The organism is Hydrogenophaga soli (assembly GCF_054777695.1).
Map to the genome: position 1 here is coordinate 101,581 of NZ_BAAHAK010000009.1, position 24,845 is coordinate 126,425.

At 66.9% G+C, this 24,845-nt stretch carries 26 protein-coding genes and 1 tRNA gene; 13 read left to right on the forward strand and 14 right to left on the reverse strand.

Annotation, left to right across the window (positions count from 1 at the left end; translation table 11 throughout):
- Nucleotides 1-7: 7 nt before the first annotated feature.
- The 7 genes from ACYVB7_RS16015 to earP all read right to left on the reverse strand — a co-directional run bounded on the left by ACYVB7_RS16015 (nt 8) and on the right by earP (nt 6,540).
- Complete coding sequence (locus ACYVB7_RS16015) at nt 8-1,297, reverse strand: efflux RND transporter periplasmic adaptor subunit (protein ID WP_460509442.1); 1,290 nt, start codon at nt 1,295-1,297, stop codon at nt 8-10.
- A gap of 3 nt (nt 1,298-1,300) precedes the next feature.
- The gene (locus ACYVB7_RS16020) at nt 1,301-2,011 is read right to left on the reverse strand and encodes a TetR family transcriptional regulator (protein ID WP_460509443.1); all 711 of its coding nucleotides are present in this window, start codon (nt 2,009-2,011) and stop codon (nt 1,301-1,303) included.
- A gap of 65 nt (nt 2,012-2,076) precedes the next feature.
- Nucleotides 2,077-2,700, reverse strand: coding sequence for a DUF2239 family protein (locus tag ACYVB7_RS16025; protein ID WP_460509444.1), 624 nt, complete (start codon nt 2,698-2,700; stop codon nt 2,077-2,079).
- A 51-nt stretch (nt 2,701-2,751) separates the two neighbouring features.
- A complete protein-coding gene (locus tag ACYVB7_RS16030; protein WP_460509445.1) occupies nt 2,752-3,627 on the reverse strand; it encodes an LOG family protein in 876 nt (291 codons plus the stop codon).
- A gap of 138 nt (nt 3,628-3,765) precedes the next feature.
- Nucleotides 3,766-4,320, reverse strand: coding sequence for an elongation factor P (gene efp, locus ACYVB7_RS16035; RefSeq protein ID WP_460509447.1), 555 nt, complete (start codon nt 4,318-4,320; stop codon nt 3,766-3,768).
- 136 nt (nt 4,321-4,456) lie between these two features.
- Nucleotides 4,457-5,377, reverse strand: coding sequence for a FecR family protein (locus ACYVB7_RS16040; RefSeq protein WP_460509448.1), 921 nt, complete (start codon nt 5,375-5,377; stop codon nt 4,457-4,459).
- On the reverse strand, nt 5,344-6,540 hold the full coding sequence (earP, locus tag ACYVB7_RS16045; RefSeq protein ID WP_460509449.1) for an elongation factor P maturation arginine rhamnosyltransferase EarP: 1,197 nt from the start codon (nt 6,538-6,540) through the stop codon (nt 5,344-5,346). The genes ACYVB7_RS16040 and earP overlap by 34 nt, the downstream gene beginning before the upstream one ends.
- A 39-nt stretch (nt 6,541-6,579) precedes the next feature.
- Here earP and uvrC point away from each other — a divergent pair, with 39 nt between their 5' ends.
- From uvrC to ACYVB7_RS16075, 6 genes are all read left to right on the forward strand, one after another.
- Nucleotides 6,580-8,667 (forward strand): excinuclease ABC subunit UvrC, encoded by a 2,088-nt coding sequence (uvrC, locus tag ACYVB7_RS16050; RefSeq protein ID WP_460509451.1) that lies wholly within the window; start codon nt 6,580-6,582, stop codon nt 8,665-8,667.
- A 12-nt stretch (nt 8,668-8,679) separates the two neighbouring features.
- Nucleotides 8,680-9,249, forward strand: coding sequence for a CDP-alcohol phosphatidyltransferase family protein (pgsA, locus tag ACYVB7_RS16055; RefSeq protein ID WP_460509452.1), 570 nt, complete (start codon nt 8,680-8,682; stop codon nt 9,247-9,249).
- A gap of 15 nt (nt 9,250-9,264) precedes the next feature.
- Nucleotides 9,265-10,176 carry a DMT family transporter gene (locus tag ACYVB7_RS16060; protein ID WP_460509453.1) on the forward strand — a complete coding sequence of 304 codons (912 nt, stop codon included), beginning with the start codon at nt 9,265-9,267 and terminating at the stop codon, nt 10,174-10,176.
- Between the two features lie 102 nt (nt 10,177-10,278).
- A complete protein-coding gene (locus tag ACYVB7_RS16065) occupies nt 10,279-10,551 on the forward strand; it encodes an HU family DNA-binding protein (RefSeq protein ID WP_460509455.1) in 273 nt (90 codons plus the stop codon).
- A gap of 111 nt (nt 10,552-10,662) precedes the next feature.
- Nucleotides 10,663-12,576 carry a peptidyl-prolyl isomerase family protein gene (locus ACYVB7_RS16070; protein ID WP_460509456.1) on the forward strand — a complete coding sequence of 638 codons (1,914 nt, stop codon included), beginning with the start codon at nt 10,663-10,665 and terminating at the stop codon, nt 12,574-12,576.
- A gap of 48 nt (nt 12,577-12,624) precedes the next feature.
- Nucleotides 12,625-12,700, forward strand: a tRNA-His gene (locus tag ACYVB7_RS16075).
- A 95-nt stretch (nt 12,701-12,795) separates the two neighbouring features.
- Here the strand turns inward: ACYVB7_RS16075 and ACYVB7_RS16080 are convergent.
- Nucleotides 12,796-13,788 carry an NADPH:quinone oxidoreductase family protein gene (locus ACYVB7_RS16080; protein WP_460509458.1) on the reverse strand — a complete coding sequence of 331 codons (993 nt, stop codon included), beginning with the start codon at nt 13,786-13,788 and terminating at the stop codon, nt 12,796-12,798.
- Nucleotides 13,789-13,897: 109 nt separating this feature from the next.
- Between ACYVB7_RS16080 and surE the strand changes: the two genes are divergently transcribed.
- The 6 genes from surE to rlmD all read left to right on the forward strand — a co-directional run bounded on the left by surE (nt 13,898) and on the right by rlmD (nt 20,359).
- Entirely contained in the window at nt 13,898-14,698 is an 801-nt protein-coding gene (gene surE / locus ACYVB7_RS16085; protein ID WP_460509459.1) for a 5'/3'-nucleotidase SurE, read from the forward strand.
- On the forward strand, nt 14,695-15,489 hold the full coding sequence (locus ACYVB7_RS16090) for a protein-L-isoaspartate(D-aspartate) O-methyltransferase (RefSeq protein ID WP_460509461.1): 795 nt from the start codon (nt 14,695-14,697) through the stop codon (nt 15,487-15,489). Before surE ends, ACYVB7_RS16090 begins: the two co-directional genes overlap by 4 nt.
- A 137-nt stretch (nt 15,490-15,626) precedes the next feature.
- Complete coding sequence (locus ACYVB7_RS16095) at nt 15,627-16,571, forward strand: M23 peptidase family protein (RefSeq protein ID WP_460509568.1); 945 nt, start codon at nt 15,627-15,629, stop codon at nt 16,569-16,571.
- Between the two features lie 11 nt (nt 16,572-16,582).
- Nucleotides 16,583-17,413, forward strand: a complete 831-nt coding sequence (locus ACYVB7_RS16100; RefSeq protein WP_460509462.1) for a 3'-5' exonuclease — start codon at nt 16,583-16,585, stop codon at nt 17,411-17,413.
- Between the two features lie 30 nt (nt 17,414-17,443).
- Nucleotides 17,444-18,718 (forward strand): MFS transporter, encoded by a 1,275-nt coding sequence (locus ACYVB7_RS16105; RefSeq protein ID WP_460509463.1) that lies wholly within the window; start codon nt 17,444-17,446, stop codon nt 18,716-18,718.
- A gap of 168 nt (nt 18,719-18,886) precedes the next feature.
- Entirely contained in the window at nt 18,887-20,359 is a 1,473-nt protein-coding gene (gene rlmD, locus ACYVB7_RS16110; RefSeq protein WP_460509570.1) for a 23S rRNA (uracil(1939)-C(5))-methyltransferase RlmD, read from the forward strand.
- Nucleotides 20,360-20,418: 59 nt separating this feature from the next.
- On the opposite strand, the gene ACYVB7_RS16115 is transcribed toward rlmD, so the two are convergent.
- Complete coding sequence (locus tag ACYVB7_RS16115; RefSeq protein ID WP_460509465.1) at nt 20,419-20,844, reverse strand: hypothetical protein; 426 nt, start codon at nt 20,842-20,844, stop codon at nt 20,419-20,421.
- A 155-nt stretch (nt 20,845-20,999) separates the two neighbouring features.
- Nucleotides 21,000-21,686 carry a Bax inhibitor 1 family protein gene (locus tag ACYVB7_RS16120; RefSeq protein WP_460509467.1) on the reverse strand — a complete coding sequence of 229 codons (687 nt, stop codon included), beginning with the start codon at nt 21,684-21,686 and terminating at the stop codon, nt 21,000-21,002.
- A gap of 123 nt (nt 21,687-21,809) precedes the next feature.
- Between ACYVB7_RS16120 and ACYVB7_RS16125 the strand changes: the two genes are divergently transcribed.
- Nucleotides 21,810-22,217, forward strand: coding sequence for a GlcG/HbpS family heme-binding protein (locus ACYVB7_RS16125; protein WP_460509468.1), 408 nt, complete (start codon nt 21,810-21,812; stop codon nt 22,215-22,217).
- Between the two features lie 230 nt (nt 22,218-22,447).
- On the opposite strand, the gene ACYVB7_RS16130 is transcribed toward ACYVB7_RS16125, so the two are convergent.
- The 4 genes from ACYVB7_RS16130 to ACYVB7_RS16145 form a co-directional block, all read right to left on the reverse strand.
- Nucleotides 22,448-22,684 carry a hemin uptake protein HemP gene (locus ACYVB7_RS16130; RefSeq protein ID WP_460509469.1) on the reverse strand — a complete coding sequence of 79 codons (237 nt, stop codon included), beginning with the start codon at nt 22,682-22,684 and terminating at the stop codon, nt 22,448-22,450.
- Complete coding sequence (locus ACYVB7_RS16135) at nt 22,681-23,100, reverse strand: ExbD/TolR family protein (RefSeq protein ID WP_460509470.1); 420 nt, start codon at nt 23,098-23,100, stop codon at nt 22,681-22,683. Before ACYVB7_RS16135 ends, ACYVB7_RS16130 begins: the two co-directional genes overlap by 4 nt.
- A 32-nt stretch (nt 23,101-23,132) precedes the next feature.
- Complete coding sequence (locus ACYVB7_RS16140; RefSeq protein WP_460509472.1) at nt 23,133-23,918, reverse strand: MotA/TolQ/ExbB proton channel family protein; 786 nt, start codon at nt 23,916-23,918, stop codon at nt 23,133-23,135.
- Nucleotides 23,919-23,998: 80 nt separating this feature from the next.
- Nucleotides 23,999-24,718 carry an energy transducer TonB gene (locus tag ACYVB7_RS16145; RefSeq protein ID WP_460509473.1) on the reverse strand — a complete coding sequence of 240 codons (720 nt, stop codon included), beginning with the start codon at nt 24,716-24,718 and terminating at the stop codon, nt 23,999-24,001.
- Between the last annotated feature and the right edge of the window lie 127 nt (nt 24,719-24,845).

A 24,845-nucleotide genomic window follows, 5' to 3' on the forward strand; every position in this document is an offset into this window, starting at 1 on the left:
CGGTGCCTCAGCGGGGGGTGGAGCTGTCGCCCGGTGTGGACGGGGCCGCCGGGGTGGCTGCGACAGGTGCGTTCGGGGCAGCGGCCAGGCGGACCCGGGTTTTTTCTTGAAACAAACCGGCCCTACCGCTGATGAATAAAGTGTTGTCTGCTATGGAATCGAGAATGACGTGGGTGCCCGTTCCATCGGGCGTGTCGGGGCCTTGACCCCGCGCGACCACCCGCACCGGCTGGTGCACCACTTCGGCCTGCGCACCGTCGGTGGCGTTGGACAGGGGCCGCAGCCACTGCACATAGGGTTGGGGGCGGTCGTTGCGCACGGCAGAGGCGGGCACGGCCACGCCTTGCACCGGCCCCAGGGCAATGAATCCATTGGCAAACAGACCGTGGCGCAGCCCGGGGGTCGGTGCCACCTTGAGGTAAGCCAGGATGCTGCGGCTGGCGGTCTGGGCGCTCGGGCTGATGCGGATCACCTTGGCGGCCACGGGCTGGGGCAGCCCCTCCACCGTCAGCGTGGCGGTCTGGCCCACGGCCACGCGGGCGGCGTCGGCAGGCGTCAGGGCCACTTCCAGCTCCAGCTCGCGCAGGTCCACCAACTCCAGCACCCGGGCATCCACGCCCACGCGCTCCCCGTTTTGCACCAGGCGGGCGGCCACCTGGCCGGTCAAGGGGCTGCGCAGGGCGGTGTCGGACAGCGATTTGCGGGCCACGTCCAGGGCCGCCAGGGCCGCACGGTGGTTGGCCTGGGCACCTTCCAGGTTGGATGCCGAGGTGTCCAGTGCGGTCTTGGAGATGAAGCCTTGGTTCACCAGTGCCTGGTTGTTGGCCCAGGCCCGCTGGGCAATGTCCACCTGCGCCTGGGCGGCTTGTGCCTGTTGTTCGGCCTGTTGCGTGCGAGCCTGGTATTCGGTGGTGTCCACGCGGCCCAGCACCTGCCCAGCCTGCACCGCATCGCCTTCACGCACCTGCAAGCCTTGCACCTCGCCCGCCACCTTGGCTTTCAGGACCGCAGTCTGCGTGGCCTTGACGGTGCCGGAAATGGTCACGGTCTGCGTGAGGGTGAGGTGGCGGGCGGTCACCGTGTCGGCACTGGCCAGCGCATACACCACCGGGGCTTGCAGGCGGGCAGCGGCGGCATCGGCCTCGGTGCGCTGGACCTGGCGCTTGTTCAGTGCCCGTCCCACCCCCACAGCCACCACCACCACCGCCAGGGCCACGGCGGTCCAGCGCACCCAGCGGCGTCGCGCGGTGGGGCGGGAGGAAGACGAGGGTGAGGAAGATGGAAGCGGATGGGACATGGGTCAGCGGCCTGCGGACAGGTGGGAGGGGGCGGCCTGGGGGGCGCTGGTCGGTGCGCGGCGGATCAGCCCCTGCAGCAGCATTTCGGCCTGTTGGTCGATGAAGGTCTTGGGGTCGAGGTTGCGCCCGGTGCTGGACAGCGCGCAGCACGGGGCCAGCGAGTGTTTCCACAGGACCGCAAAAATCATGGGGGCGATGACGGAAAAAATCGCGTAATCCAGATCCATGGGGCGAAATTCGCCCCGGTCAATGCCCCGCTGCAGGATGCGGCGGATCAGCGCATTGCCAGGCTCGATCACTTCGTGGGTGTAGAACTCGGCAATTTCGGGGAACTGGCCGGCTTCGCTCATCACCAGCTTGGTGATGCCCGAGGCCCGCGTGGCTCCGATGCGCTCCCACCACTGGTGCATGGCGTAACGCACCAGCTCGACGGTGGTGCCCTCGAAGGAGTCGAACTCGGAGTTCCACTCGCCAAAACGGCCCGCGATGTTTTCGCGCACCACGGCCTTGAACAACTCCACCTTGCTCGGGAAGTACAAAAACAGCGTGCCCTTGGACACACCGGCCAGGCTGGCCACCTCTTCCACGCGGGTGGCGGCAAAGCCCTTGTCCACGAACAGTGTGAGGGCTGCGTCCATCAGCTCGCCCGGGCGGGCGTCTTTGCGACGCTCGCGGCGGTGCGGGGTTGGAGGGGCGGGGACAGGAGTGGACATGTTTACTGACCGGTTGGTTAGTAATATACAGGACGCGACGGGCGTTTGTGTGGCACCGCGTGGGTTCAGGGGGTGTCAAAGGCGTGTTGGGCCAGGTGCAGCGCGTGTTCACGCACGTCCGCGGGCCACGGGACCATCAAGGCCTGAAAGCGCTGCAGGTCGCCTGCAAACAGGGCGCGGGTGGCTTCTTCGAACGAGTCCAGGCCACTGGCGATGGCCGTCATGAACTGGTAGGTGGCGTCGCGTGAACGGCGCACCGCGTCACGTCCGGCGTGGGTGCGCCGGGCTTCGTCCACCAGCTTGCGCAGCGCCACCGAGGCACCACCGGGTTGGCTGGTCAACCAATCCCAGTGGCGGGGCAGCAGCGTGACCTCGCGGGCCACCACCCCCAGCTTGGGGCGACCCCGGGCGCGCTGGGGCTCGGGGGCGGGGAGGGGGGGGGGCGGCTCGGGCGGCAGGGTGGCGGCATACCGTTGCACCACGTCGGCCTCGCTGCCGCGGGTGTCCACCTCCAGCAAGGCACTGGTGTCGGCGTTGAACAGCAGGATGGGGCCGTGTTCACCCCCGTCGGTCACCCGTTTGATGGCCAAGGCCACGTCGGCCAGCGAACCGGTGGCCAAGCGTTGTGTGCCCTGGAAGGCAATGCAATGGGGTGGCGGGGGGGCAGAAGGGGATGTGGGATCGTCCATGGGCTTATTTTACCCGGGTATTTATATTTTTACCAGGGTAATATAAGCCGTTCAAGCTTTGGTGGGCAGGCCGTAGAAGCGGCGGATGCAGTCCCAGATGGCCTGGGGCTCATCGGCATAGGTGAGCAGGTGCAGGTCGTCGGGCGAAATGGTGCCGTATTCCACCAACGCCTCGAAGTTGAACAGCTTGTGCCAGTAGTCGCTGCCGAACAGCACGATGGGCACGGGTTTGGCCTTGCCGCATTGCACCAGGGTGATGACTTCGAACAACTCATCCAGCGTGCCAAAGCCACCGGGGAACACCACCAGCGCCTTGGCCCGCATCATGAAGTGCATCTTGCGCATGGCGAAGTAGTGGAACTTGAAGCTCAGCTCCGGCGACACCCAGGGGTTGGCCCCTTGTTCGTGCGGCAGGGCGATGTTGAGGCCCACCGTCAGGGCCCCTGCCTCCGCGGCGCCGCGGTTGGCGGCTTCCATGATGCCGGGGCCACCGCCCGTGCAGACAAACAGCTGTTCGCCCGGGGTGCAGCACTGGCTGTTTTCGGCCACGATGCGCCCGAATGCCCGGGCCTGCTCGTAAAAGTAGGCGTTGCGCAGTTGGCGTTCGGCCCGTTGGATGGCGGCAGCATCACCACCGGCCTGGGCTTGGGCCAGTTGTTCGCGGGCCACGTCTTCCGACACAAAGCGGGCGCTGCCATACACCACCACGGTGTTGTCGATGCCCAGGGCCCGTTGGGTCAGGTCGGGTTTGAGCATTTCCAGTTGCAGCCGGATGCCGCGGGTTTCGCGGCGCAGCAGGAACTCGGGGTCGGCAAAGGCCAGGCGGTGGGCCGCGGCGTCGATGGGGGCTCCGGATGCTGCATGGGCTTGCAGCTCGGCCCAGGCATCGGCCAGGCGGTCGGTGTTGAGGTTTTGGGTGTTTTCCATGGGACCAGGGACGGGATCAGGTGAAACAAACGAACATGTGCACGGCCCGATCATGCACCACGGTGGTGACGAATTCCGGGGTGGTGGGGCAGCAAAAAAGGCTCCCGAAGGAGCCTTTTTGACGAGGGCGGCTGAGGGTCAGACGCGCTTGCGGTATTCACCGGTGCGGGTGTCGATTTCGATGCGGTCGCCTTGGTTGACGAACAGGGGCACGGGCACTTCGAAGCCGGTGGCGATCTTGGCGGGCTTGAGCACCTTGCCGGACGTGTCGCCCTTGACGGCGGGTTCGGTCCAGGTGATTTCGCGCTCGACGCTGGTGGGCAGCTCGACGGAGATGGCCTTGCCGTCGTAGAACACCACTTCAACGGGCATGCCGTCTTCCAGGTAGTTCAGGGAGTCGCCCATGTTTTCGGCTTCGACTTCGTACTGGTTGTACTCGGTGTCCATGCACACGTACATGGGGTCGGCGAAGTAGGAGTAGGTGCACTCTTTCTTGTCAAGGATGACGTTGTCGATCTTGTCGTCGGCCTTGAACACCACTTCGGTGCCGAAGTTGGCGATCAGGCTCTTGAGCTTCATGCGCACGGTGGCTGCACCGCGGCCGCCACGGGCGTATTCGGTTTTCAGGACCACCATGGGGTCCTTGCCGTGCATGATGACGTTGCCGGCGCGGATTTCTTGGGCGATTTTCATGAGAGTGAGGTCGGATGGGTGCCGCGGCGCGCGGCGGACAGTGCGCCGCGGCAAGCTTGGCCGGCGGCATCAAGGTAACCGGGCATTCTACCCGGTCAGGGTGGCGAGGCCTTGGCCGTTCCGCCGCGGGCGGGGCTCAGCGTCGGCCTCCGCCCCCACCTCCGCCCTTGCCGTCCTTGCCGCCACGGTGCTGGGCGGCCCGCCGCTGGGCGCGTTGGAGCAGTTCGCGGTCGCTCAGGGTGGAATCCGGGTTGTCCTGGCGGAACTGGTCGATGCGTTGTTGCAGCGTCTGCCCGGTGGTGGCCAGGCTGCGCTCTTGCAGCTTGGCGAGGATGGTGGCCTTGATGTTGGCGGCTTCGTTGTCCACCAGACCTTCGAAGCGACCACGCCTGCGCCGAAGGAAGGCTGGAACCTGCTCGTGCTTCTGTGGTGCCTGCCCTTCGCGATCGACCCAGGCCGCTTGGCCTTCAGGGACATCCACTTCGCCGCTGTCGTTGAAGAGCACCGTGGCCCCTTCCAGCACCAGGATGTGGGTGCCGATTTCGTCGGCAGGGGTGTCGTCGGCCGGGCCGAGGTGCTGCAGTTCGAAGTCGGTGCCGCGGATGCCGATGGTGGCCACCGGGGTCTTGAGGCGAAAGCCCGGGCGGTGGGCCTTGCCAATCCAGCCGGTGACCATGCGCAAGCCGCCTTGTAGCAGGGTGATCCAACTCAGGTCCTGGGGGTCGCCCTGGAGCCGGAAGGCGTCCACGCGGATGCTGCTGCGGGGGCGGGCCGCCAGGTAGGCCCCATCGCTCCACTGGGCGTGCAACTCGCTGCCCGGGCCGGTGGTGATGAGGTCGCCCACATGCACCGACTCGCCCACCAGAGGCTGCCGATGGTGGCCGTTGGCGCTGGTGATCTGCACCTCGCCCTGAACCAGCTTGACCTGCGCCGCCGCGGGCTCCGAAGCCCGGGCGGGCAAGGCGGGCAGGGCGGCCAAGCCGCTGGCCCAGGGCAGGCTTTGGAGCAACAGGTGGCGGCGGTTCAGGCGGAGGCGGGCGAGGATGGGCTGGTCCATGCCAGCAATTGTGTGACCAAGTCGGGCTGTTGGCACAACGCATCGCGGGTGCGCTGGGCCCAGTCGGTGTCGTCGGGCCAGGCGGTGGGCTCGGGGGAGGCGGAAGCGTCAGGGGCGTTCCACCAGCGGTGCCAGTCTTGCAGGTGGGCGGGCACGTTCAAGCGCTCCAGGAACGCCGCCAGCTTGGCGTGGTGGGCCCCATCGTCTTGCGGGTAGATGTGCCACACCAAAGGCTTGCCTGCCCACAGGGCGCGCACCAGCGAGTCTTCGCCGCGCACCATGTTCCAGTCGCAGGCCCACAGCAGGTGGTCGTAGTCGTCCTGGCTGAGGGGGGGCAGAAACTGCACGGTCAGCCGCCCGTGTTGCAGGGGCTGCGGCAGCGCGTCCGGGGGGCAGGCGGGGCGGTTCAGGCCCAGGGCCGACCAGGCCGCCAGCACCGCCGCCCGGGGGCGGCCATGCGCCACCAGCAGGGTGTGGGACCGGGCGTCGTGGCCCAGGCGGTGCAGCAGCTGGGGCAGGGCAGGGGGTTCGTAGCAGAACAGGCTGACCAGGGTCTGGCCGGTCCTGGCCACGCCGTGTTGGGCCAGCCAGGCGGCACGGTCAAACCGCTGCTGGCGCTGGGCCAGCTCGGGCTCGCGCAGCAAGCCGCCGGTGCGGGGGCTGAAGCCGGGGTAGTGGAAGTGTTTGGTCCAGCCCTTGGCGGGGCCGCTCATCACGGGTGAGGGCAGGCGGTGGCAGCGCTCGGCGTAGGGTTCGGCGGTCAGGTACTCCAGGTTCAGCCACACCGGAATTTTCAAGTCTTTTTGGCCTCCAGCGCTTTCATATAAAGCGTGAGCAGCTATGAATTCAGGACTTATCTCGCACCCAAAACCTTCCACCCACACATCGGCCCGCGGCCAGGTGGTGGTGTCTTGGACGGTGTGGCGCGACTCGCTCAAGCTCCAGGGCAGCACCTGCACGCCGGGTTCGCCTTCGGGGGCCATCCACCGCAAGGCGCTGGCGTCGTCCACCCACAGGCGCACGCGCTGGCCGCGGCGGGCCAGCTGGCGCGACAGCCGCCACAACACCCCCAGGTCGCCGTGGTTGTCGATGACGCGGCAGAACACGTCCCACCACAGGCTGGGCGGGGTTGGGGTGGCTTGGGGGGCAGGGCAGGCATCCATGCATCCAGTATGACAATACCGCCCCAGCACCCTGCCGCCATGTCCGACACCACCCCACCGCCCAGCCCTTCGCCCGCCGCTCAGTCCGCCTTGCCCCCGGCCTCAGCGCCTGCCGCGGTCCCCGCCACCCCGCCCCCCGCGCACAGCCCCGAGTTGCTGGCGCAGGTGGCGGCTTTGCCCACCTTGCCAGGCGTGTACCGGTACTTTGATGCCGCCGACCAGGTGCTGTACGTGGGCAAGGCCCGCAACCTCAAGCGCCGGGTGTCCAGCTACTTCCAGCGCACGCTGGACGGCACCCGCATCGGGCAGATGGTCAGCCGCATCGTGCGGCTGGAGACCACCGTGGTGCGCACCGAGGCCGAGGCCCTGCTGCTGGAGAACAACCTCATCAAGACGTTGAACCCCAAGTTCAACATCCTGTTCCGCGACGACAAGAGCTACCCCTACCTGCGCCTGGGCAAGGGCCCGGTGGGGGCCTTGCAGCGCGACCCCTCCGGCGCGGACGACGGCCCCCCTGCGCCCACCGACTACCCCCGCATGTCGTACTACCGCGGGGCGGTGGACAAGCGCCACCAGTACTTCGGGCCTTACCCCAGCGCCTGGGCGGTGAAGGAAAGCATCCAGCTCATGCAGAAGGTGTTTCGGCTGCGCACCTGCGAGGACACCGTGTTTGCCCACCGCACCCGGCCCTGCCTGCTGTTCCAGATCAAGCGCTGCACCGGCCCCTGCGTGGGCCTGATTTCGGTGGCCGATTACGCCGCCGACGTGGCCCGGGCCGCGGCCTTCCTGAATGGCGAAACCCAGCAGGTGCTGCAAGACCTGCAACGCCAGATGATGGATCACGCCGAGCACCTGGCCTTTGAAAAGGCCGCCGAGGTGCGCAACCAGGTCACGGCGCTGTCCACCGTGCTGCAACAGCAGTCCATCGACAACATGGCCGACCAGGACGTGGACATCCTCGCCGTGCGGGTGCAGGGCGGGCGGGCCTGCGTCAACCTGGCCATGGTGCGCGGGGGCCGCCACCTGGGCGACCGGGCCTACTTCCCCAGCCATGTGGAAGACGGCACCGCCTGGCGCCACCAGGACGACGCAGCGGAGGCCGACACCGACCTGCGCCCCACGCCCTCGCCCGAACAGCTGGTGCTGGAAGCCTTTCTGGCCCAGCACTACACCCAGGTGCCCCCGCCGCCCGTGCTGGTGCTGGGGCAGGGCGTGGACGCGGGCTTGCTGGAGGCGCTGACCGAACAGACCGGGGTGCGTCTGCACGCCGTCACCAGCCCGCGCGAGCACCGCCGTGCCTGGCTGGACATGGCCCAGACCAACGCCGACCTGCAACTGGCCCGCCTGCTGGCCGAAGAAGGCTCGCAACAGGCCCGCACCCGGGCGCTGGCCGACGCGTTGGACCTGACGCTGGACGACCTGAGCCGCCTGCGCATCGAGTGTTTCGACATCTCGCACACCGCGGGTGAATCCACCCAGGCCTCGTGTGTGGTGTTCGAAAACCACCAGATGCAAAGCAGCCAGTACCGCCGCTACGGCATCAGCGACATCACCCCGGGCGATGACTACGCCGCCATGCGCCAGGTGCTGACGCGGCGCTACGGCAAACTGGCCGAAGCGCTGCGGGCGGCGGCTGCCGAGTCCGGGGGTGCGTCGGGCGGGAGCGCCAGCGGTGCCCGCTTGCCCGACCTGGTGCTGGTGGACGGCGGCAAGGGTCAGGTCAGCATGGCGCGCGAGGTGTTCGAGTCGCTGGGTCTGGACCTGTCGGTCATCGTGGGCGTTGAAAAAGGCGAAGGCCGCAAAGTCGGCCTGGAAGAGCTGGTGTTTGCCGACGGGCGCGACAAGGTCTACCTGGGCAAGGATTCGGCGGCGCTGATGCTGGTGGCCCAGATCCGCGACGAGGCCCACCGCTTCGCCATCACCGGCATGCGGGCGCAACGCGCCAAGGTGCGCACGGGCGGCAGTCGGCTGGAAGACGTGCCAGGCATCGGCCCCAAACGCCGGGCCAAGCTGTTGCAGCGCTTTGGCGGCGTCAAGGGGGTGGAGGCCGCCAGCGTGGCCGATCTGCTCACCGTGGAAGGCATTTCGGTGGAGCTGGCCGACGCCATCTACCGCGCCTTGCACTGATAATCGCCCACCATGTTCTTCAACCTGCCGACCTTGCTGACCTGGGCGCGCATCGTCGCCATTCCGCTGATCGTGGGGGTGTTCTACCTCGATGGTTGGAGCATGGCCGACCGCAACCTGACCGCCACGGTCTTGTTTGTGGTGTTTGCCGCCACCGACTGGGCCGACGGCTACCTGGCCCGACGGCTCAACCAGACGTCGGCGTTCGGGGCGTTTTTGGACCCGGTGGCCGACAAGTTCCTGGTCTGCGCCAGCCTGCTGGTGTTGGTGCATCTGGAGCGGGCCGATGTGTTCGTGGCCCTCATCATCATCGGGCGCGAAATCGCCATTTCGTCGCTGCGCGAATGGATGGCTATCATCGGTGCCACCAAAAGTGTGGCCGTCCACATGATTGGCAAGCTCAAGACCTCGGTGCAAATGACGGCCATCCCCTTTTTGCTGTTCAACGGCAAGGTGTTCGGGGTGGTGGACACCGCCGTGTGGGGGCAGTGGCTGATCTGGCTGTCCGCGGTGCTCACCGTGTGGTCCATGGTGTATTACCTGCGCAAAGCCTTGCCCGAAATCCGCGCCCGCGCCCGTTGACGTTGGCGGGTGCCCATGCCGTCGGCGGATTCCACGTCTCCTCATGCCTGGCTTCGGGCCATGCCCGTGGTGTTTGTGCTCATCTGGAGCACGGGCTTCATCGTGGCGCGCTATGGCATGCCCCATGCGCCGCCGTTGTCGTTCCTGGCGGTGCGTTATGCCCTGTCGGTGCTGTGTTTCGGTGTGTGGGTGGTGGTCGCGGGTGTGGCCTGGCCGCGCACGCGGGGGCAGTGGCTGCACCTGGCTGTGACCGGGGTGCTGATGCATGCCGGTTACCTGGGGGGCGTCTGGGCCGCGGTGAAGGCGGGCATGGGCTCGGGCCTGACGGCGTTGATCGTGGGTGTGCAACCGGTGCTCACGGCGTTGTGGCTGTCGGCGGCAGGCACCCGTGTGTCGGCCCGTCAGTGGGCGGGTCTGGGGCTGGGTTTTGTGGGGCTGGTGCTGGTGGTGTCGCGCAAGTTCGCCCAAGGCGGCCCGGGTGACACGGCCACCTGGCAGAACCTGTCGTACGCGGTGGGGGCGCTGGTGTGCATCACCGCGGGCACGCTGTACCAGAAGCGCCATGTCACGCCCTGTGACGTGCGTTCGGCCAACGCCGTGCAGTTGGTGGCGGCGTTGGGGGTGACCCTGCCGCTGGCGCTGCTGGAGACCGAACCCTTGGTGTGGCACCCCGAATTGGTGGGGGCCATGGCGTGGTCGGTGTTCGGGCTGACGCTGGGCGGCAGTTCGCTGCTGTACCTGCTGATCCAGCGCGGGGCCGCGGCCACCGTCAGCAGCCTGATGTACCTGGTGCCGCCGTGCACCGCCTTGATCGCCTGGGTGCTGTTTGGTGAACCCATCACCCCGCTGACCGTGCTGGGGATTGCCGTGACCGCCCTGGGGGTGGGGTTGGTGGTTCGCGCGCCGTCAGGAAAGGTGACCGGATAGACTTGCTGTTGCGACTAGAATTCGCCTCCGCCATTTCTCAATGCGCCTGCGGAATTGCCACGGCGCATGGACTGGACCCCGTGTCCACTCAAAGGATTTTTCGTGAACAAGACAGAACTCATCGAGCACATTGCCAACGACGCCGACATCCCCAAGGCATCGGCCACCCGCGCACTGGATGCCGCCTTGGCCGCCATTGCCGCCACGCTGAAAGAAGGCGGTTCGGTGTCCCTGGTGGGCTTTGGCACTTTCGAAGTGGGCCAGCGCGCCGCCCGTTCCGGTCGCAATCCCCGCACCGGTGAGTCGATTAAAATCGATTCCGCCAAAGTGCCCAAGTTCCGTGCTGGCAAAGCACTGAAAGACGCCGTCAACTGATCCTGACGGGGGGCGGCCCCTCCACATTCCCATGCATGAGGCGAACGTGTGTTCGCCTTTTTTCTTGGCTGTTTTCTGGCATTTCCTGCTTGGCCTCACAGGGTTCCATCCATGTTCGATTTTGTCCGCAACAACACCCGCTTTCTCGGCCTCCTGATGGCGCTGTTCATCGTGCCCGGCTTCATCTTGATGGGGGTGGACGGGTACCGCAACTTCGACCGTGGCGAAACCGTGGCCACGGTGGCGGGTTCGTCCATCAAACGCGAGGAATGGGACAACGCCCACCGCCAGGAGGTGGACCGCATCCGGGCGCAGCAGCCCAACATCGACATCAAGCAGTTCGACACCGACGAAGCCCGCTACCTCACGCTGGAGCGCCTGGTTCGTGAGCGGGTGTTGAAGGAAGCGGCGCGCAAGAGCCATCTGGTCACCAGCAACCAGAAGCTGGCCAACGAGCTGCAACGCAACGAAGTGATCGCCACCCTGCGCAAGCCCGACGGCTCGCTGGACATGGACCGCTACAAACAGCTGCTGGCCGCACAGGGCATGTCGCCCGAGATGTTCGAAGCCCAGATGCGGCAGGACCTGTCGATGCGTCAGGTCAACCAGGGTGTCACCGGCTCCGCATTCGCCACTCCGGGGGCTGCCAAAGCCTCTCTGGATGCGTTTTTTGAACGCCGCGAAGTGCAGTGGGTGCGCTTTGAAACCGCCAAACAGACCGCCAAGGTCCAAATCAGCGACGACGACATTGCGGCCTACTACAACGCCCACCCGGCCGATTTCCAACAGGCCGAGCGGGCCGACGTTGAATACGTGATGCTGGACCTGGCCGCCGTGACCGACGCCATCCAGGTGTCCGATGCCGATGTCAAGGCGTATTACGACCAGAACGCCACCCGCTACAGCACCAAGGAAGAGCGTCGCGCCAGCCACATCCTCATCAACGCGGCGGCCAAGGCGCCTGCCGCTGAGCGCGAGGCCGCCAAGGCCAAGGCCGAGGAACTGCTGGCCCAGGTCCGCAAGAACCCGGCGTCGTTTGCCGAGCTGGCCAAGAAGAACTCGCAAGACCCCGGTTCCGCACCGCAAGGGGGCGACCTGTCGTACTTCCAGCGCGGGGCCATGGTCAAGCCGTTTGAAGACGCCGCCTTCGGCCTGAAAAAGGGCGACGTGTCCGACGTGGTGGAAACCGAGTTCGGCTACCACATCATTCACGTCACGGACATCAAGCCCTCGGTGGTGCGTCCGCTGGACCAGGTGAAGCCCGAAATCGTGGCCGAGCTGAAAAAGCAGCAGGCCCAGCGTGAATTTGCCGAAAAGGCCGACCTGTTCGGCAACCTGGTGTACGAGCAGGCCGAAACCTACGCCCCCGTGGCCGAAAAGCTCAAGCTCAAGGTGCAGACCTACGCTGGCCTGACCCGCGTCCCCGATGCCAAGACCCCCGCCGTCCTGGCCCAGCCCAAGGCGATCGAAGCCGTGTTCTCGGCCGATGCGCTGGACAAGAAGCGCAACACCGAGGCCCTGGAGATCGGCCCCAACCAGCTGCTGTCGGTCCGGGTGACGCGCCATCAACCCGCACAAACGCTGCCCTTGGCCGATGTCAAGACCCGAGTGCGCGAAGTGCTGTTGAACGAGCGGGCGCAGGTGCTGGCCAAGACGGAAGGCGAAAAGGCCCTGGCCGCCTGGAAGGTCGGTGGCGACGCCAAGTTGCCTGCAGCTGTGGTGGTGTCCCGCAACAAGCCCGAAGGTTTGCAGACCCGCGAAGTGCTGGCCGCGCTCAGCGCCGACCTGACCCAGGCTCCGGCCTGGGTGGGCGTGGACCTGGGGCCGCAGGGCTACACCGTGCTGAAGGTCCTGAAGGTGCAGCCGCGTGAAGCGCCTTCGGCAGACACGGCCAAACAAGAGGTTCAGCAATACGAGCAATGGTGGGCCAGCGCCGAAGGTCAGGCCTACTACGAGTGGCTGAAAAAGCGCTTCAAGGTGGACTTCAAAGTGGCCAAGCCCGGGGCTGATCAGAAAAAGGTCTGACGACCGAGACAGAATCCCGCCAAACCCTGGTTATAATGGCGGGCTACGGTGGCTGTAGCTCAGTTGGTAGAGTCCCAGATTGTGATTCTGGTTGTCGTGGGTTCGAGCCCCATCAGTCACCCCAAAACATGAAAAAAGCCCGGTGTTCGCACCGGGCTTTTTTGTTTCTGAGCCCCGGCTGCGGGGCTCTTGGTGGCGGGGTTCTTTTTTCGCCCCAGGTCAGCCGTTGACCATCACCAGCTTGCCTTGCACACCCCGGCTGCCCATGCTGGCGTAAGCCTGTTTCAGCTCGGCCATGGGCAGGGCCTGGTGGATCAGCGGTTTGACCTTGCCTTGGGCGTACCACTGGGCCAGCTCCCCCATCATGGCCGCATTGGCCTTGGGCTCGCGGCGGGCAAAGTCGCCCCAGAACACCCCCACCAATGAAGCCCCTTTGAGCAGCGGCAGGTTCATGGGCAACTGCGGGATGGTGGGGCTGCTGGCAAACCCCACCACCAGGTAGCGCCCGCGCCAGGCGATGCTGCGAAACACCGGCTCGGCCAGCTGGCCGCCCACGGGGTCGTACACCACGTCGGGGCCCTTGCCGTCGGTCAGGCGTTTGATTTCGTCACGCAGGCTGCCCTCGGGGGTGTGGACGCTGTAGTTCAGCGTGGCATCGGCCCCCAGCCGGGTGCAGGTGGCGCATTTGTCGTCGCTGGAGGCCGCGGCAATCACCTTGGCCCCCACGGCCTTGGCGATCTGGATGGCCGCGGTGCCCACGCCCCCGGCTGCGCCCAGGATCAGCACCGTCTCGCCCGCCTTGAGTTGCGCCCGGTCCACCAGCGCGTGGTGCGAGGTGGCGTAGGTCATGATGAAGGCGGCGGCGTCCACCGCAGGGAAGCCCTTGGGCAAGGGCATGCACATGGCCGCTTGGGCCAGCACATGGGTGCCAAAGCCGCCCGTGCCTTGCAGGCAGGCCACGGTGTCGCCGGGGCGCAGGTGGGTCACCCCGTCGCCGCAGGCTTCCACCACACCGGCAAATTCCGAGCCCGGCACAAACGGCAGGGGCGGTTTCATCTGGTACTTGCCTTGCACGATGAGCAGGTCGGGGAAATTGAGGCTGGCCGCCTGGATGGCCACGCGCACCTGACCCGGCCCCGGCTCAGGGGTGGGCAGCTCTTTCCATTGCAGGTCCTGGACCCCAGTGGTTTGTTCACACAGCCAAGCGTGCATGTGTTGTCTCCGAAAAATGGGTTGGGTTCGGCCACATTCTGCGGGTGTCCCGCCGCCAGCGCTGTCGCCCGCCCGACGCTCCCAAAGCCCGACGCCTAGAATCCGGCGCATGAAAATCCTCATCTCCAACGACGACGGTTACCAGGCCCCTGGCATCGAGGCGTTGTACAACGCACTGAAAGACGTGGCCGACGTCGAGGTGGTGGCCCCCGAGCACAACAACAGCGCCAAATCGAACGCGCTGACGCTGAACGCCCCGCTGTACGTGCACCGGGCGTCCAACGGCTTTCGGTACGTCAACGGCACCCCGGCCGACTGCGTGCACATTGCGCTCACCGGGCTGCTGACCGAGCGCCCGGACCTGGTGGTGTCCGGCATCAACAACGGGGCCAACATGGGGGACGACACCATTTATTCGGGCACCGTGGGCGCGGCGATGGAGGGTCATTTGTTCGGCATTCCGGCCATTGCGTTTTCGCAGGTGGACAAGGGCTGGCAGCACCTGGACACCGCGGCCCGCGCCGCCCGGCACCTGGTGCTGCAACTGCTGCCCACGTTGAAAGGACCGGCGGCGTCCACGCCGCCGTGGCTGCTCAACGTCAACATCCCCAATGTGCCTGCGGCTCAACTCAAGGGTTTCAAGGTGGCGCGGTTGGGGCGGCGGCATGCGGCCGAGGCGGTGATTCAGCAGGTCAACCCCCGGGGTGAGACCATGTACTGGATTGGCGCGGCAGGCCCGGCGTCCGATGCTGGTGAGGGCACCGACTTTCACGCCAGCGCACAGCACCACGCCACCATCACACCCTTGCAGGTGGACCTGACGCACCACAGCGCCTTGCCGCAATGGGCCCCCATGGCCCGCCAATGGGACCAAGGCTGGGCCGATGGGCTGCCCGCGGAGTGCGCATGAAGCCGCCGGCCCGTCCCCGTCCCGGTTTCCCGGCCAGCTTGCCGTCCAGTGGTGGCTCCAGTGTCGGGCGAGTTGCTATTAATTCAGTAGCGTTAAACCCAATCAATAAAAGCGCTGGATCCCAATTTTTGCCGCCTGTTGGGTTGGGCATGGACTCGGTGGCCGTGCGGGCGGCCATGGTGCGCAAGCTGGCGGGGCAGGGCATTGCCCACCCGGCGGTGTTGCAGGCCATGGGGGAGGTGGAGCGCCATCGGTTCGTGGACAGCGCGCTGGTCAACCAGGCGTACGAGGACACCAGCCTGCCCATCGGGCTGGGGCAGACCATTTCCAAGCCCAATGTGGTGGCCCGCATGCTGGAGTTGCTGCTGGCCGATCGGCCCTTGCCTCTGGGGCGGGTGCTGGAAATTGGCACGGGCTGCGGTTACCAGGCCGCGGTGCTGGCGCGGTTGTGCACCGAGGTCTACAGCATCGAACGCCTGAAGGGTTTGCACGACAAGGCCAAGGCCAACCTGCGGGCGTTTCGCATCCCCAACCTGCACCTGTTGTTTGGCGACGGCATGCTGGGTTACCCGGCAGGGGCGCCGTATGCGGGCATCGTCTCGGCGGCTGGCGGGGAGGCCATTCCCCAGGCCTGGATCGACCAGTTGGCGGTGGGCGGGCGCATCGTGGCCCCCACGGTGTCCGGCCAGAACTCGCAGAGCTTGGTGGTGGTGGACAAAACCCCCACGGGTGTGCGCCACACCGTGCTGGAGGCGGTTCAGTTCGTCCCTCTAAAATCGGGCATCGCCTGAGTGCCGCCGCACCGGGTCGCCTCCGTTTGTCCTTTCTTCCCCCTTCGGTTCCTGACATGTCCAGATCCCCTCGTGCGTCGCGGTCTTTTGCCTCAACAGGTGTTGTTGCTTCGGGGGTGTCCGGTGGCCGTCACGCCATGACGCGCCATGCGGCGTTGGCGCTGGCCGCTGTGTGGGCTTTGGGGTTGGCGGGCTGTTCCAGCACCCGCGTGGCCCCGCCCGCTCCTGTGGAAGACCGGGGTTCCGCCCGCGCCGCACCCGGGGTCACGGCACCGGCCCCGGTGACCGCCTCGACATCCGCCGCGGCACCGGCGGTGGTGGACCTGGGCAACCAGCCGGGCCACTACACCGTCAAGCCCGGCGACAACCTCATCCGCATCGGGTTGGAAAGCGGCCAGAACTGGCGCGACATCGCCCGCTGGAACCAGTTGGAAAACCCCAACCGCATTGAAGTGGGCCAGGTGCTGCGGGTGATTCCGCCCTCGGCCACCCCGGTGACTGCGCCTGCCAAGCCGGGTGCGCCGGTCGCGGCTGCTCCTGCGCCTTCGGCCCCGGGTGTGGCCACCGCGCCCGTGACCGGCAGTGCCGTGGCGGCCCAGCCGTTGCCCGCCGCGGGGGCGGCTCCCGCACCGGCTTCGTCGTCGGCCCCGTCTGCCGCCGCCCCTGTGGCCGCATCGGCCCCGGCGCCTGCTCCGGCCAAGGCCGCGGCATCCGATGACATTGCCTTCATCTGGCCCGCCGCGGGCAGCGTGGTGGCGGGGTTTGACGAGCAAAAGAACAAGGGCCTGGGCATTGCCGGCAAGTCGGGCGAGCCCGTGCTGGCCGCCGCCGAAGGGCGTGTGGTGTATGCCGGGTCGGGCCTGCGGGGCTACGGCAACCTCATCATCCTCAAACACAACAACACCTACCTGACGGCTTACGCCCACAACCAGACCCTGCTGGTCAAGGAAGACCAGAACGTCAAGCAGGGCCAGAAGATCGCCGAAATGGGCAGCAGCGACGCCGACCGCGTCAAGCTGCACTTTGAAATCCGTCGCAACGGCAAGCCGGTCGATCCGGCCAAATTCCTGCCCGGCCGTTGAGGGGTTCAGCCATGGGCTGGCCCGTGCTGGTGTTCGACATCGAAACCATCCCCGACGTGGCGGGGATGCGCGATGTGGGGCTGATCGGCACCGACCAGGGCTGGCCCGATTGGCAAACCCAGCGCACCGAAGCGGGCAAGCCCGACATGGCCCCGCTGCACCTGCAACGGGTGCTGGTCATCTCCTGTGTGTTCCGCAACGCCGACGGGCTCAGGGTCCGCTCCTTTGTGGACCGTGACGGGCAGGGCGAGGGCAGCGTCATCCAGACGTTTTTCCAGTCCATCGACCGCCACAGCCCCCAACTGGTGAGCTGGAACGGTGGTGGCTTCGATTTGCCCGTGCTGCACTACCGGGGCCTGAAACACGGCGTGGAGGCCTGTCGTTACTGGGACCTGGGCGACGGCGGCGACCACGACAGCCGTGAGTTCAAGTGGAACAACTACATCAGCCGCTACCACACCCGCCACCTGGACCTGATGGACCTGCTGGCGCTGTACCAGCCCAAGAACAACGCCCCGCTGGACGCCATGGCCAAACTCTGCGGCTTTCCCGGCAAGCTGGGCATGAGTGGCGACCAGGTCTACCCCGCCTACCTGCGGGGTGAGCTGGACACCATCCGCCGGTATTGCGAAACCGACGTGCTCAACACCTACCTGCTGTACTGCCGCTTCCAGAAGATGCGCGGCGGCTTCACGGCCGACGAGTACCAGGCCGAAATGGCCTTTGTGCGCCAGACCCTGCAGGCGCGTGCCGATGCCTGCGCCGCGGCCCGTGCGGACGACCCCCAAGCCCCCGTTGCCGCCGACACGCACTGGGCCGAATACCTGGCGCAGTGGGCCTGAAGCCCCGGCGTCACCCCAGGAACCCCGACCATGTCCACCCCCTTGTCCCCCAGCCGCGAACGCTGGTTGCTGCTCACGTTGGCGGGGATGCAGTTCACCAACATCGTGGACTTCATGATCATGATGCCGCTGGGGCCGCAGCTCACGCAGGTGTTTGGCATTTCAGCGGCCCAGTTCGGGTTGCTGGTGTCCAGCTACAACCTGGCGGCGGGCCTGTCGGGCTTTCTGGCGGCGTTCTACATCGACCGGTTCGACCGGCGGCGCCTGCTGCTGGCGCTGTACGGTTTGTTTGCGTTGGCCACCCTGGCCTGTGGCCTGGCGACCAGCTACCACGGCCTGATGGCGGCCCGGGTGGCCGCGGGGGTGTTCGGCGGCGTGCTGGGCACGCTGGTGCAGACCATCGTGGGCGACGTGGTGCCCTTCGAGCGGCGCGGGCGGGCCATGGCGGTGGTGATGACGGCGTTTTCGGTGGCCACGGTGGCCGGGGTGCCTGCGGGCCTGTTCCTGGCCGCGCACTGGAACTGGCATGTGCCCTTTGTGGCGCTGGCGGGGGTGTGTGCGGTGCTGAGTGTGGGCGCCGCGGCCACCCTGCCGGTGATGCGGACCCACCTCCACGCCCATGAACACGGTGGCGGTGTGCCCTCAACCCCCTGGAGCCGTCTGCGCGACGTGCTGGTGCTGCCCGCGCACTGGCGGGCGTTCGGGTTCTCGGTGTTGCTGGTGTTTGCGGGTTTTGTGGTCATCCCGTACATCACCCTGTACATGACCAGCCACCATGTTGCAGGCGAAGGCGGCATGCCCATGACGCAGGTGCCCTACATCTACCTCGCCGGCGGGGTGGCCACGTTGGTCACCGCCCGTTGGGTGGGCCGTTGGACCGACCTGTGGGGCAAGGTGGTGATGTTTCGGCGCATGGCACTGGTGACGGTGGTGCCGCTGGTGCTCATCACCCAAGTGGCCCCTTGGGGGGTGTTCTTCATCCTGCCGGTGAGCACGCTGTTTTTCGTGTGCATGAGTGGCCGCATGATCCCCGGCATGGCCATCCTCACCTCGGCCTGCGAACCGCGGCTGCGGGGCACCTTCATGGCCCTCAATGGGGCGGTGCAGGCGCTGGCCATGGGCCTGGCGTCGTGGGTGGGGGGATTGTTGATTGCCCAGGACACACAAGGGCGGGTTCTTCACTACGGCTTCAATGCCGCGCTGGCCGTGGCCGCCAGCCTGCTGGCGGTCTGGGTGGTGGGCCGCTTGCGTCTGGGTGATGCTGGCTCGGGCATGCCGGTGCGGGTGACCGACCCGGCGGGCTGAGACAATCGGGGCATGTCCCGTTCTTCATCCCCAACCCCCGCCACCCCTGTTTCCACCACGTCCGCCACGCCCGCAGCCTCTGGCGAGGCTGCGCTGCCCTCGTTGGCCTCGGCCCTGAGCCAGGCCCGAGGCCAGACCGCCAACACCGATGCGCCGCCCGAGGGTGACATGGCCAGCCGCCCCGACGTGCCCCTGGCCCGCGACTTTGGCTTTCCCGACGACTGGCTGCACATCAACTCGCTGGACCTGGAAGCCCAGGGCGTGGCACGCAAGGCCGACGGCAAGGTGGTGTTTGTGGACGGAGCCTTGCCGTTCGAGTGGGTCAGCGCCCAGGTCAACCGCAAGAAGAACAACTGGGAGGCTGCCACCCTCACCACCGTCCACCGCGAGTCGTCGCAGCGCGTCAAGCCCGGCTGCCCGCACTTCGGCCTGCACGCCGGGGCCTGTGGCGGCTGCAAGATGCAGCACCTGGATGCCACGGCCCAGGTGGCCATGAAGCAGCGCGTGCTGGAAGACAACCTCTGGCACCTGGGCAAGGTCAAGCCCGACACGCTGTGGCGGCCCATCCAGGGCCCCACCTGGGGCTACCGCTACCGCGCCCGGCTGTCGGTGCGCCACGTCATCAAGAAGGGCACGGTGCTCATCGGTTTTCACGAGCGCAAAAGCCGTTACGTGGCCGACATGTCGGTCTGCCCGGTGCTGCCCCCGCACGTCAGCGCCATGCTGCTGCCCCTGCGCGGCCTGATCTCCAGCCTGGACGCACGCGACACCTGCCCGCAGATCGAACTGGCCTGCGGCGACGACGTGACCGCCCTGGTGCTGCGCCACCTGGAACCCCTGTCCCCCGCCGACGCCGACCGGCTGCGCGCCTTTGCCGCCGCCCACCCCGGCGTGCAGTGGTGGCTGCAACCCAAGGGGCCGGACACCGTGCACCTGCTGGACGCCCCCACGGCAGACACCCCGGTGCTGAGTTACGCGCTGCCGGACTTCGGCATCGTCCACCCCTTCAAACCCACCGACTTCACCCAGGTCAACCCGCACATCAACCGCGTGCTGGTCAGCCGGGCGCTGCGCCTGCTGGACGCGCAGCCCACCGAGCGGGTGATCGACTGGTTCTGCGGCCTGGGCAACTTCACCCTGCCCATTGCCACCCAGGCCCGCGACGTGCTGGGCGTGGAAGGCAGCGAGGCCCTGGTGGCCCGCTCGCGTGAAAACTACAAGAAAAATGCGGCCTCTGCGCTTATTCCCAAAGCGCTGGCAGCAACGGAATTTGTAGCACGCAACCTGTTCGAGATGACGCCCGACCAGCTGCGCGCTGACGGTTCCGCCGACAAATGGCTGGTGGACCCCCCGCGCGAAGGCGCGTTTGCGCTGTGCAAGGCCCTGGCCGACGCCGTCAACCCCGGGGCCACCGACGGCTCGTCTTCCGGTTCCACCGCCCCCGTGGCAGGGCCGCTGGCCGGGGGTTGGCAGCCGCCGCGGCGCATCGTCTACGTGAGCTGCAACCCCGCCACGCTGGCGCGCGACGCCGGGCTGCTGGTGCATGTGGCGGGCTACCGCTGCGTGGGGGCGGGGGTGGTCAACATGTTCCCGCACACCGCCCACGTGGAAAGCATGGCGGTGTTCGAGCGGGTGGCCTGAACGCGGGCTGCCACCATCCGCCCCCGGGTGGCCAGCGAGAAGGGCTGGCGTGCCCGGCCTCAGTGTTTGGCGGCGGGGGCCTTTTTGTCCGCTTTGGCGGCATCGGCCTTGGCGGGTTTTTCGTCCACAACTTCTTCGGCGTTGCCGTGGCCGTCCGCGGCTGCGGCCTTGGGTTTGGCGGGCTCGGGCGGGGTCACCGGGATGATGGTGTCCAGCTTGTTGTCCCGCATGTAGGCGTCCATGTCCTTCCAGCCGTCGAAGATGGCGGCTTTGCTGGCCTTGGGGTTGTAGCGGTAGCAGTCTTCCAAGGCACGGGCCGCTTGGCGGCAGGCACTGCCAATGGCCTTGCCTTCGGCCGCTTTGCGTTCGGCTTCGGCTGCCGGGTTTTCAATGCCCAGGTAGTCACAGCCCGCCAGCAGGGTGCTGCCAGCGGCCAATGTGGCCAGCAGGAGGGGGCGCAGCGGGAACAGGGCAGATGGACTCATGGCTTGGGTGGTGCGGGGCATCAAAGGGTTCTTCGGCCAGCCCGCGGGGGACTTGAGCGGACCTGTGGTGGATTCTGCGCCCAAACACAAAGGGCCTCCCGAAGGAGGCCCTGGCTAAGTTCGGCATCGGGAGGCGCGCCCCGTGCACGCCACACTCAGTCGTCGCTGCTGGTGATGCCCAGGATGGCCAGCAGGCTCTGGAACACGTTGAACAGGTCCAGGTACAGGGCCAGCGTGGCGCTGATGTAGTTGGTTTCACCGCCGTCGATGATGCGTTTCAGGTCGTACAGCATGAACAGGCTGAAGATGCCGGTGGCCAGCACGCTGATGACCAGCATGCCGGTGCCGCTGCCCACAAACACGTTGACGAGGGAGCCGATCATCAGTGCGATGGCCCCCACCATCAGCCACTGGCCCATGCCTTCCAGGCTGCGCTTGATGGTGCTGGCCAGTGCCGCCATCACCACAAACACGCCTGCGGTACCGGCAAAAGCCGTCATCACCAGGTCGGTGCCGTTCTTCATGCCCAGCACCACCGCCAGCATGCGCGAGAGCATCAGCCCCATGAAGAAGGTGAAGCCCAGCAGCACCGCCACCCCGGCGGCAGAGTTCTTGGTGCGCTCAATGGCGTACATGAACCCGAAGGCACCGCCCAGGAACACCGCCAGCCCCAGGAAGCCGGTCAGGCTGGCGGTGATGCCTGTGGACACCCCCACCCACGCCCCCAGCACGGTGGGCAGCAGGCTCAGGGCCAACAGGCCATAGGTGTTGCGCAACACCTTGTTGCGCTGATCGGCGGACACCAGGGTGCCGCTTTGCAGGGTGTAGATGTTGTCGTTCATGAGGCAATCTCCAATCAAGGTTGTTCTGCCGCACATCCAACGCGCCGCAGACCGGGTCATTATGCTGGGAAGGTGGGCCACCCCAAGGTGGGGATGCCCCTGTATTTTTTCAAGGAACCGTCCATGAAAACCAGAGCTTCGCTCGAACTCTCCGACATCAAGGCCATCGCTGCAGCCGCAGAAGCCGAGGCCCTTGCCAACCAATGGGCGGTGACCATCGCCATCGTGGACGAAGGCGGGCACCTGTTGTGGCTGCAACGCCTGGATGGCGCACCGCCCATTTCCGCCCACATTGCCCCGGCCAAGGCCCACACGGCCGCGCTGGGACGGCGCGAGAGCAAGGTGTACGAAGACGTGATCAACGGCGGGCGCTACTCGTTCCTGAGCGCCCCGGCGGTGGAAGGCCTGCTGGAAGGCGGCGTGCCCATCCTGAAAGACGGCTTCTGCCTGGGCGCGGTGGGGGTGAGCGGCGTCAAGTCCAGCGAAGACGCGCAGATTGCCAAGGCAGGCATTGCCGCCTTGGGGCTTTGAATTTCTGTCCTTCTTCGTCGCCAATGGCACCAGCCATTGGCTTCTCAGTCAGGACAGAACTGCTCCCGAAATCCATCCACCACCGCCCCATGCCCCCATGAACAATCTGGGTTGAAAAAACGGCTGGCTGGAGGACTGCAGCGGTCCGTACTGGCTGGCCACTCAAAAAACGACCTGGCGCAAGGACACGCCATGCACTGAACGCCGAGGTCGCCCCACGATGAAGGGTCCTACTTGGTGAGAATGAGCTTGCCTTGCCGGGTGGCCTGCAGGCGGTAGACGGTGCCGTTGTGGGCAATGTGGATGGCGGCGCGCCCTTGAAGCAGCTGGTCGCTGGAAAGCACCTGGGCCAGGCCTTGCGGCGCTGCCCGGGCCGTGTGGGGCTCAACCTGGTGGGTTGCAGCCAAGGGCGTGGCGCTGGCACCGGCCACCCAGGCCGGTGCGGGGTGGGTGGGGGCGGCGCTCATCGGGCGGGCTCCGTGATGAAACCGATTTTTTTCACACCGGCCTGCTGGGCCGCGGCCATGGCCTGGGCCACACGCTCGTAGCGCACGTTGCGGTCGCCGCGGATGTGCAGGTCGGGCGGTGGGTTCTGGGCGGCGGCGGCGGCGGCCAGACGGCCTTGCAGCTCGTTGTCGTCGGCCAGCTTTTGTTCGTTCCAGAAGTAGGTGCCGTCGGCGTCCACACTCAGGCGCACGGTTTCGGGCTTGACCAGCTCTTTGTCGTTGCTGGCGCGGGGCAGGTCGATGTTGACCGCGTGTTTCATCACCGGCACGGTGATGATGAACACGATCAGCAGCACCAGCATCACGTCGATCAGCGGGATCATGTTGATCTCGCTCAGCATCTCGTCGTCGGTGTCGGAAAACGGTCCGTGGGACATGGCGGGTTCTCGCTGGGATGGGGCGCTGACGCTCAGGGCTTGCGCAGGGCCACGACCGACGGGCTGCCCGCCACCGGGACCGAGGCCGGGCCAGCGGCCACGCCCCCTTGGCTGACGCGGGCACCGGTCACGAACAGCGCGTGCAGGTCGTGGGCAAAGCGGTTGAGCTTGTGCTGCACCGCCTTGTGGCCGCGCACCAGGGCGTTGTAGCCCAGCACCGCGGGGATGGCCACGGCCAGGCCCAGGGCGGTCATGATGAGCGCCTCGCCAATGGGGCCGGCCACCTTGTCGATGGTGGCCTGACCCGCCGCACCAATGCCCAGCAGCGCGTGGTAAATGCCCCAGACCGTGCCGAACAGCCCCACAAACGGCGCGGTGGAGCCCACCGAGGCCAGGATGGCCATGCCGCCTTGCAGCCGGGCGATGAACTCGTCCAGCGCCGAGCGCAGCTCGCGCGTCACCCAGTCGCTCAGGTCCAGCTGGTCGTGCAGCTGCGGGCGCGGCGGGGTGCCGGGGGCGGTCAGCGTGGGCTCGTCCTGGCGCAGGATGTGACGGGTGGCCTCGCGGCCCGTTTGCGCCAGTTGGTGGAAGGGGTTGTCCTGGGCGTCGCCCAGTTGGCGCAGGCCGTCTTCAAAGTCGGTGGCGTGCCAGAAGGCCTCGGCCTGCCGCGCCTGCTGACGGTGGCGGCGCAGGTTCAGCGCCTTGGTGAGGATGACCATCCAACTGGCCATGGACATGCCCAGCAGGATCAGCGCCACCGTGCGGGTGACAAAGTCCCCTTGCTGCCACACGTGGGCGAGGCCGAATTGGGTGTCCATGGTTGGTTACTCCTGAAACAATAGCTTGAAGATGAATTATGAAAAGCGCTGAGTGCCAAAAACATCAAAAGTTCTTGGCGTCACTCCAGCACAAAGTGAAGGGGCACGTTGAACCACATGGCCTTGGGCTCGCCGTTGACCTTGCCGGGCACGTACTTCCAGCCCAGCACGGTTTTCAGCGCGGCCTGGTCCAGGCGGTCGTAGCCGCTGCTGGTTTTCACCTCGGCCTGGCTGGCCGAACCGTCCACCTCGATCAACACCCGCACCAGCACCTTGCCTTGTTCGCCCAGGCGGCGCGACAGGGGCGGGTAGGCGGGGGGGCGGTTGTTCAGGTAGTCGGCGTTGCTGTCGGGCAGCTGGATGCGCGGCGGCGCGGGTGGAGCCGGAGGGGCGGGTGGGGCCGAGGGCGCTGCCGCCACGGGGGTGCTGACGGGCGGTGCCGGGGGTTGCGGGGTGGAGGTGCTGACCACCGCGTTGGGGGCGGGGGTGTCGGTCTGCGCCGCCAGGGGCAATGGCGGGGGTGGCAAGGGCCTGGGAGTGGATGTGGCCACCGCCGCTTGGGGCTTGGCCTTGGGCTCGGGGCGGGGGGGCGGTGGCGGCGCCACCTGGGCTGGCGTGGGGTCCACCCAGGACGCCACCAGCTCCACCGGCACCACCACCTCTACGGCACGCATCAGCAGGCCGCTTTGCAAACCGTACAGCGCGGCGGCATGCAGCAGCACCACGCCCAGCACCAGGACGGCCTGGCGGGACAGGCCCCGCCGTGGCGTGCGGGACAAGGGGGTTTGGGCGGTGGACATGGCGGTGGACGGAGACAACGGGGGGCGGTGAAGGGGGTTCAGCGGATAAACACCCACCACGCCGCGGCCATGGCGAATGCTACAGAGAGCCCGAGGGAGAGGATGGAATTCATGTCAGTCCTGAAGA